Below are 8262 nucleotides of genomic sequence, written 5' to 3'. Positions count from 1 at the left end.
CTGGTTGCAGGCAAGGGTGCTAAGGCTGCGGCTGATGCTGCTGCAAAGCTTTCTGGCGTGCGTAAGGTTCTGCTTGCTGAAAGCGATGCACTGGAAAACCGTCTGGCTGAACCAGTGGCAGCGCTCATTGTGGAGCTTGCAGGCCAATACGACACGATCATTGCACCGGCAACGACATCGGCCAAGAATGTGCTTCCGCGTGTGGCAGCTCTTCTTGATGTGATGCAGCTTTCGGAAATCATGGAAGTGGTTTCCAGCGATACGTTCAAGCGTCCGATCTATGCAGGCAATGCGATCCAGACTGTGCAATCAACTGATGCCAAAAAGGTCATCACGGTTCGTACGGCTTCGTTCCAGGCTACTGGCGAAGGTGGTTCGGCTGCAGTTGAAAGTGTCAATGCAGCTGCTGATCCGGCATTGTCGACATTTGTCGAGAACGCGCTTTCGGGTGGTGATCGTCCGGAATTGACTTCTGCCAGGATCATCATCTCGGGCGGTCGTGCGCTTGGTTCATCGGAGAAGTTCCAGGAAGTGATTCTGCCTGTTGCTGATAAGCTTGGCGCGGCAGTCGGTGCAAGCCGTGCTGCGGTTGATGCGGGCTATGCGCCCAATGACTGGCAGGTTGGCCAGACCGGCAAGGTGGTTGCACCTGATCTTTACATCGCGGTTGGTATTTCCGGCGCGATCCAGCATCTTGCGGGCATGAAAGACAGCCGCGTGATTGTTGCGATCAACAAGGACGAGGAAGCCCCGATCTTCCAGGTCGCCGATTACGGCCTCGTCGGGGACCTGTTTACTGTGTTGCCGGAAATGGAAAAGGCTTCTTTCTAGACATGCAGGGGTCGCCAGACCTTGTGTCTGGCGACTTATTTACTGGTCGGATTTACTGGCCGGAGCGATAATTGACCTCGAAGAATTCGAGTTCGAGACGAACGGCGCGCAGGAAGAAGTCTCGGCATATTTCTGATTGCGCGGGGCCAATGCGATCAAGTTCGGATTGGAGGAACTTCACAAATTCCTGGAAATCAGGATTGTCGTGCAGTGTGATCCATTCTGCATGAACGAAATTGTCGGGAAACGGTAAGGGTGCGCGCGATGCCCAGTCAAGATAAAGACCTTCGGCAACATTGAGAACAGAGAGTATCGCGGCATAGGAGCGTGTGGCAGCAGCTTCGCGCATGATTGCCTTGAAACCGATGGTCGGTTGGGTATCCGGAATATTTGCGCGTGCTTCTTCGCTCACGTTAAGTGCTTCAAAAGCTCGGAGAAAATAGGTGTTTTCTTCGCCAGAGACCATTCCGGCAAAACGGCCAAAGCGCAAGCGGGCCTCAAACGTATCGGCTGTGGCCGTTGCTCCACCCAACAAGGTGAGAAAGCTGTCGAGAAAACGGTGATCCTGAACCAGATAGGATGCCATTGATGCATCCGAGATAGTGCCTGCGCAAAGCTCTTTGACGAAAGAATGCTCAACCGCCTGCGACCATAATGGTTCGCTCGCTTGCTTCAATATTTCAGAGAAATGCTCGGTCATAAGGCTACCTCTTTGCTGGTAGCGAGACCGGAGAAATTTGGCATATTACGGCCTCGCAGTGAGGCCGGCAAAGGGCTGGCGTAAACTTTTCCATCCCTTCGCCGGCATGATCCGGATCAGGTTCGAAGGGTCACGGCGCTGCGATTGCCAGCCGTATCTCAGCCCCTTGCGGGACTCCCCTTGGTGTCAAAAGTCATAATCAAGATACAAGCCGTTGTCGAGCTGTTGCCTTGGCCGCTGACCGATATCTGACGGTGTTGGCTTGGTATCGAGATCAAAAAATCATCAATTTAATGTTTCAGTTGCTCTGCCTTGCAGGAGTGAGTGAGTTCGATCTTTCTTCTTCTCAGCATTTCAAACATGGAGGTCGTACGCAAATTTGTCTGGTGATCGATCTCTCCACCTTTCTGCCATATGCCATACTTCTCACGGAAGTAATCAATGACAAGCAGGTCAGCTTCGATACGGTCATGTCCATCCTGAACGAGATTAAGAAGCGCATCTACTCTGCTTCCTTCACCCTCTCTAAGGTGACGACGTTTTCCTGTGTTCCAGATCGGAATACCTACGCGCTCCAGATGTCCCGAAATCCAGGGATCATCTACGGTCCACATCACATCGGGAATCTCGTAAAAAAGCGCATCGAACCATTCCGGGCGAACGAGTACGCCTGCAAAGCCGGAAATCTGATCAACATATCCCGGAGATGTCAGGTTGGGTTTGATGGCGAAAAGACAGAGTATTCGTTTGATTCTATAGAGGTAATCTTTGTGTTTCCACCGGCTGCGTGGAAGCCTGTCTAACGGACGACAATCGTCAGATATGTCGGGGAATGTTTCCCCAACTTCAATAATACAGGTATTCGGTTTTTTGGCGGCCTCGCTCTTGAAGCGTCTATGCCAGCCGCGGTCGTAAATCTTGTCATCGTCGCAGAACAGAATATCGACAGCCTGCCCCTTCAGATCTCTGGCTGCAGGAAGGACTTTGGTTGCAGGGCCATAATCCTTGTCACAACGGCAGATTGTTACACCCTTGGGAACAACCGGCAGAGTTCCATCCCAATTGGGAAAACGACGGTATGTCTTAGGTATATAAAGACGGATTTCGTCTGCTTTCAGGTTCTGAGATAGCAGAGATTCCAAGGTTGGCTGTACCAGATCAAAGCGTGAGGGTATTGATGATAAGCTTATGATAGTCGGTCTACTCAATTTCGATCCCTTTGAGCGATCTGGTCTGTTGAAGCGCGATTCAAGCGACCCAATTGGGTGTTCTGTTAGCTGCGATTTTATCAAATGAAAAGATATAATGGCTAATAAATAGGGATGCACACATCATGTGTTTTGACCATAGCGCGATAGCATAGATGTGATTGCTGCAAACCCGACAATGCAGGCTGCAAAAGTGGTAAGTGTGACATTGAACCAGTACATGGATTAGACCTTCGCACCCCTGCGTTGCGAAAACTCTACTATTATACTCATGTTATAATTGCAAGAGTTCTTACATGCACCGCAATAATTTTGCGCTGCCCTGACAGATGGTATTTTTAAGCCGCGCGAACATAGCAAGCGAGCCTGCGTGTTGTGCTTCTTTCAGCGAGCAATGGCGGATTCTTATGACATTCCTCAACGGCGATAGGGCATCGCGTGGAAAAGCCACAGCCCTTTGGTGGATTGGCCGGACTTGGAAGATCGCCACGAAGTACGATGCGTTTGCGCTGGCGCTGCGCGACAGGATCAGGCAGCGGAATGGCCGAAATTAACGCCTCTGTATAGGGGTGTTCTGGTTGGTTGAAGACTTCGGATGTTTTGCCGGTTTCAACAATGCGTCCCAGATACATGACGGCAACGCGATCTGCGAAGTGCCTGACCACCGAAAGGTCGTGGCTGATAAACAGATAGGATAGACCGAATTGGCGCTGAAGATCGAGCAGCAGATTGAGTATCTGCGAGCGGATCGAAACGTCGAGTGCGGAAACCGGCTCATCCAGGATCATGAGTTTGGGATTGAGCGCAAGCGCTCTTGCGATCACGATACGTTGCCTTTGCCCACCTGAAAATGCGCCTGGTTTTCTCAGTGCATGTTCCGGATGCAAACCCACGAGCTTGAGTAGTTCGGCAACGTGAGCGCTCCGTTCGGCAGCCGTTCCAATGTTGTGGATCGCCAGTGGCTCGGCAATGCTTTCGCCAATTGTAAGCTTGGGATTGAGTGCGGAAGCGGGGTCTTGAAACACGATCTGTATATCGCGGGACAGCCCGCGTATTGTTTCCGACAGGCCATGGGTGACTGGTTTCCCATCAAAGCTGATGCTGCCGGACGTCGCTCTGGTCATGCCGAGGATCGCTGTACCGAGCGTCGATTTACCACAACCGGATTCACCAACCAGCGCAACGCTTTCGCCACGACCGATCTCAAGATCGACGCCATCAACAGCTTTTACGAAATTGACGGCGCGGCCGAGCAGGCCACCACGAATGGGGTAGTGAACTTTAAGATTTTCAACGGAAAGCAACATGTCACTCATACCAGCGCTCCCACCTGTTGCGAACGCCAGCATGCTGCAGCGCCGACATCCATTCGCGCCGAAAGCTGAGGTACATGCACCTTGCATTGATCTTCTGAGATCGGGCAGCGCGGAGCGAAACGGCAGCCACTGGGCCATGAACCGATGTCGGGCACAATGCCCTCTATCGTTGGGAGATGGGTTTTAGGCTCGCCTTCGAGCCGTGGAATGGTCGCAAGCAACAGCTTTGTGTAAGGATGTTCCTGCCGGGAGAAAATTGCATCGACTGGTGCCTGTTCGATGACGCGACCGGCATACATCACGGCTACGCGGTCAGCCATATCGGCAACGACGCCCATGTCGTGCGTGATAAGCAGGATTGCGGTTCCGGTCTCGTCTCGAAGCTTTTTCATCAGATCGAGAATTTGTGCCTGAATGGTTACGTCGAGTGCTGTCGTTGGTTCATCCGCGATCAACAGGCGCGGACGACAGATCAGGGCCATGGCGATCATTGCACGCTGGCACATGCCGCCGGAAAGCTCGAATGGATATTGCGCGAAGCGGATTTCGGGCTCAGGAATTCCTACTTCTTCCAGCATGGCAATGGCCGCATGCCGCGCGGCCTTTCCGCTCAGATTACGATGTACGACAAGGCTTTCCTCAATCTGCCTGCCGATTTTCATCAACGGATTGAGCGAAGCGACTGGTTCCTGAAAGATCATCGCCAGATCATTGCCGCGTAAGCCTCGTCTGGTCTTTTCGGGTGTACTGACAAGATCATGCTGGCCGAAACGGATACTGCCGGATGCAATTTTTGCCACCTTGGGAAGCAACCCCATGACCGAAAAAGCGGTTAGTGATTTTCCGCAGCCGGATTCCCCAACGACAGACAGGATTTCGCTTTCATCAACATGAAAACTTACTCCATCAACAACAGGTTGATCTGCAATGTGAACGACAAGCTCATCGACTGTAAGCACAGGTTTTGTCATTTTTCCTCCGTGCGTACCGCTGCCCATGGATGGTAGGTATGAGCCATGCCGATATTGTGGCCGTCATCGCGCATCACGAGAGAGGGGATGGAAAAGTTTACCGGATAAAGCGTGTCCGCGATGATTTCGACAGGAAACTCCTCGCTCAGCCGAGATGCGACGTCCGCTTTGGCCCGTTCGCTCACACGCAATTTCACACCACTGGCATCGATGCGTGGCGCATGAAACGCAGCTTCCGGTGACATGCCGAATGCATGAATATAGGACAATATCTGCGTGACAGCGGGCATGATCTGCCGCCCACCCGCTGCTCCCAATGCGATATGAGGCAAGCCATCCTTGCTGGCGATGATCGGGCACATATTGGCAAGCGGTTTGACGCCAGCCGCAATGGAGTTTGGCTGGCCGGAGCGTGGGTCGAACCACATCATGCCATTGTTCATAAGAAGATCGAGCGAGGGTGCAACGACCTTCGAGCCGAAGCGAGACAGCAATGTGTTGGTGAGCGAAACCATTGTTCCATCGCGATCAACAACGCTGATATGCGTCGTGCAGCTTTCGCCATTGCTGCCGTGGCCGAGTGTACGAAGTCGCTCTTCGGTTGCGCGCCGGATTGCCCGTGCAAAGGCCAGTGCGGTTTTGCCGGAAAGTGCATCTTCTTGCGCCAATGTCCTGTCGAGTTCTTCAAGAACGCGTGCGAGTGTCGGTCCGCCAGAAAGTCCCGGCATGGCATGAACGGCTGACCCGCGATAATCGATGGTGAGTGGTTTTTTCCATTCAGGATGGAAATTGCGCAGATCGTCCTTATCGATACGGCTTCCGCCAGCGCGCAAATCTGCGATGAGCTTCTCTGCGATTTCGCCTTCGTAGAAATCGCGTGCGCCTGCATGTGCCAGCCGCTCCAGCATGGCCGCTTTTCTGGGCATCGGAATGCTACGCGGCGAACCTGTTTCAGGAACGCGAGGTGCGCGACCGTTATCGAGAAACAACGCATTGGATGCAGGAAAGCGGTTCAATCCTTCGGTATCAATTGCCAGACAAAGCGTGGTGAACCAGTCAATTTGCAGCCCATTCCACGCATGGTCTATGGCGGGTTGCAGCGCCTCGGCAAAGCTGATTGAGCCGAAACGTTCCAGTGCGCAAGCAAGGCCGGCAATCGCGCCGGGAACACAGATAGAGCTATATCCAATAAGGTTTCGGTCTTCGACAACCTTTGGCCAGTTGAACCAGTCGCCATCGTTGCCCGGCGCCAGCGGATAATCGGCGGGGTCAATGTGGCGCGGTGAAACCACATTGAAATCAAGCCCGTCCACACTTCCGTCTTTGCCATCAGCGCGCAGCAGAAAACCGCCGCCGCCGACCCCTGAAAGCCATGGCTCAACGACACTCAGAACCAGTGCAGTCGTTACGGCCGCGTCCATGGCATTGCCACCATGGCGCAAAGCCGCTGCTCCTGCTTCAGCCGCGAGCCAGTTCTGACAGGCAACCATTCCGCCTTCGCTACGGGTCTGCTTTTTCTGGATTGCCCAGCTCTCAGCCATGCGTCTGCCCAAACCTGCGGTTTCCGATTGCAACGGGTATGTTTGCATCGACAGCAAAGCGTCCCGCGTTGGCTGATGCTCCATGGTGGGCTGCAATTTCTGCAGCGGTTGCTACCCATGCATCGTTCTGGTTGGTGATGTTTTCCAGCAGCTCTTCCAAGAGTGCGATGCGCTGCGCACGCCCTGAAATCCAGTCATGAACGGTCAGTGTGAACAGGCCGCCAAAGCGGTGCAACATGCGCCATTCAGAAATCCAGTCCTGCAAAATCGCCTGCCCGGATTGGAGAGGCCACTTGTCACGCCCCCCACCTTCAAACTTGAAGAAAATGGCATCATCCGTGGCCCATTGAACCGGAATTTCTGTGACGCTATCGATTTCGTAGGGATGATCAAAGCCAGAGAGTGAGGAGTCGTAGGCCAGGCCGACACGCTTGATCTCGTGCAGCATATGCGGTGTTATTTCCCATGCGGGTGAGCGAAAGCCAACCGGTTTGACCCCGGTCTGTTTGATGAAAAGATCGATACTTGCTTCCAACGCGCCGGAAAATTCGGCATCAGATACATCGCCAACGATCTCATGAAAATAGCCGTGAAGGCCAACTTCATGCCCCGCCTCAATGAGTGCTGGCAGAATTTCCGGATTGGTTTCTGCGGTCAGTCCGGGGACATAGAAACTGGCTTTAACATTGTAACGCTTGAAAAGGTCAATCAGCCGATAAAGCCCGGTACGGGGCCCGAAGTTGCGGATTTCCAATGTGGCAAGCCGATCAGGAAGGCCATCGCGATGCGCCCACATGAACGGCACCTGCGCATCCACATCGACAGACAGAAGCGTCGCGGATTGCTTACCAGTGGGCCATTGATAGCTGGGCCAGGGCGATTTTATGTTCAGCGGGTCTGTCATAGTGCTTTCTTTTTCTGCTGAAACACGGCGAGTGATCCTATGGAGTTGCCGCCGTCCACAGTCAGCGTAGCGCCAGTTACATAAGCGCCTGCCGATGAGGTGACGTAGAGAACAGCTGATGCCACATCGGGTGCAGATGAAGCGCGCCCAAGTGGAATAGATGAGGTCACAGTCTTTACATGCTCCTCAGACAGAGCGCTTACGTCACTTCCAGCCGCAAAGCCGGGTTCGACCGCATTGACGCGAATGCCGTATTCCGCGAGTTCAAGTGCGAAGCCTTTTGTGAGGCGGTCAAGCGCGGTCTTGGAAGTGCAATAGGGAACAACCGTGGTGCGCATCTTGCGTGCAGCACCCGACGAGATATTGACGATAGAACCGGCGGTTTCGGTGTTGACCATCTGCTTTGCGAAAAGCTGAGACAGCAGAAATGGTGCACGCAGGTTAACGCCCATGATGCGGTCCCAGTCTTCAAGCGAAATGTCGAGCAGAAAACCCGAAGGATATATGCCTGCATTGTTGACGAGAATATCTGGCGCGCCCCAGCGGGTAGCTACCTCATCTGCAAAGCGGTTGATCGAAGCTGCGTCGGTAAGGTCTGAAACGATACCGAAGTGACCATGGCCGGGAAGCTCTGCAATGCGTTCATCGATCTTTGCCTGATCCTGATCTGTAAGACAGAGGATTGCGCCTTCTTTTGCAAATGCGTTGGCGATCCATCCACCGATGATGCCGCCGGCACCTGTTACGATAACTTTTTTGCCTTTGAATTCATTCTCGAAATTCACGGATAA

Annotated in this window: 8 protein-coding genes and 1 riboswitch; of the genes, 1 reads left to right on the top strand and 7 read right to left on the bottom strand. The window is 53.3% G+C overall.

The window, feature by feature from the left end; all coding sequences use genetic code 11:
* Positions 1–831: electron transfer flavoprotein subunit alpha/FixB family protein (locus tag CEV32_RS07205; RefSeq protein ID WP_094575661.1), on the top strand; the 831-nt coding region annotated here is incomplete at its 5' end.
* A 52-nt stretch (positions 832–883) separates the two neighbouring features.
* Here the strand turns inward: CEV32_RS07205 and CEV32_RS07200 are convergent.
* The 7 genes from CEV32_RS07200 to CEV32_RS07170 all read right to left on the bottom strand — a co-directional run bounded on the left by CEV32_RS07200 (position 884) and on the right by CEV32_RS07170 (position 8256).
* The gene (locus tag CEV32_RS07200) at positions 884–1531 is read right to left on the bottom strand and encodes a TenA family protein (RefSeq protein ID WP_094575659.1); all 648 of its coding nucleotides are present in this window, start codon (positions 1529–1531) and stop codon (positions 884–886) included.
* Between the two features lie 76 nt (positions 1532–1607).
* Positions 1608–1722, bottom strand: a riboswitch (TPP riboswitch).
* 99 nt (positions 1723–1821) lie between these two features.
* Positions 1822–2739, bottom strand: a complete 918-nt coding sequence (locus CEV32_RS07195) for a hypothetical protein (protein WP_094575657.1) — start codon at positions 2737–2739, stop codon at positions 1822–1824.
* Between the two features lie 338 nt (positions 2740–3077).
* On the bottom strand, positions 3078–4055 hold the full coding sequence (locus tag CEV32_RS07190; RefSeq protein WP_094575655.1) for an ABC transporter ATP-binding protein: 978 nt from the start codon (positions 4053–4055) through the stop codon (positions 3078–3080).
* Positions 4052–5026 carry an ABC transporter ATP-binding protein gene (locus tag CEV32_RS07185; protein WP_094575653.1) on the bottom strand — a complete coding sequence of 325 codons (975 nt, stop codon included), beginning with the start codon at positions 5024–5026 and terminating at the stop codon, positions 4052–4054. The genes CEV32_RS07190 and CEV32_RS07185 overlap by 4 nt, the downstream gene beginning before the upstream one ends.
* A complete protein-coding gene (locus CEV32_RS07180; RefSeq protein ID WP_094575651.1) occupies positions 5023–6567 on the bottom strand; it encodes a gamma-glutamyltransferase family protein in 1545 nt (514 codons plus the stop codon). The genes CEV32_RS07185 and CEV32_RS07180 overlap by 4 nt, the downstream gene beginning before the upstream one ends.
* A complete protein-coding gene (locus tag CEV32_RS07175) occupies positions 6560–7471 on the bottom strand; it encodes a polysaccharide deacetylase family protein (protein WP_094575649.1) in 912 nt (303 codons plus the stop codon). The genes CEV32_RS07180 and CEV32_RS07175 overlap by 8 nt, the downstream gene beginning before the upstream one ends.
* Entirely contained in the window at positions 7468–8256 is a 789-nt protein-coding gene (locus CEV32_RS07170) for an SDR family NAD(P)-dependent oxidoreductase (protein ID WP_094575647.1), read from the bottom strand. The genes CEV32_RS07175 and CEV32_RS07170 overlap by 4 nt, the downstream gene beginning before the upstream one ends.
* Between the last annotated feature and the right edge of the window lie 6 nt (positions 8257–8262).

It is taken from the genome of Brucella rhizosphaerae (assembly GCF_002252475.1).
Taxonomy (GTDB): domain Bacteria; phylum Pseudomonadota; class Alphaproteobacteria; order Rhizobiales; family Rhizobiaceae; genus Brucella; species Brucella rhizosphaerae.
This window is presented reverse-complemented; position numbering and strand designations above follow the sequence as displayed.

Coding starts and splice junctions, on each gene's coding strand:
- CEV32_RS07180 (WP_094575651.1), bottom strand. CDS start 6,567: ATGGCTGAGAGCTGGGCAATCCAGAAAAAGCAGACCCGTAGCGAAGGC.
- CEV32_RS07185 (WP_094575653.1), bottom strand. CDS start 5,026: ATGACAAAACCTGTGCTTACAGTCGATGAGCTTGTCGTTCACATTGCA.
- CEV32_RS07190 (WP_094575655.1), bottom strand. CDS start 4,055: ATGAGTGACATGTTGCTTTCCGTTGAAAATCTTAAAGTTCACTACCCC.
- CEV32_RS07200 (WP_094575659.1), bottom strand. CDS start 1,531: ATGACCGAGCATTTCTCTGAAATATTGAAGCAAGCGAGCGAACCATTA.
- CEV32_RS07175 (WP_094575649.1), bottom strand. CDS start 7,471: ATGACAGACCCGCTGAACATAAAATCGCCCTGGCCCAGCTATCAATGG.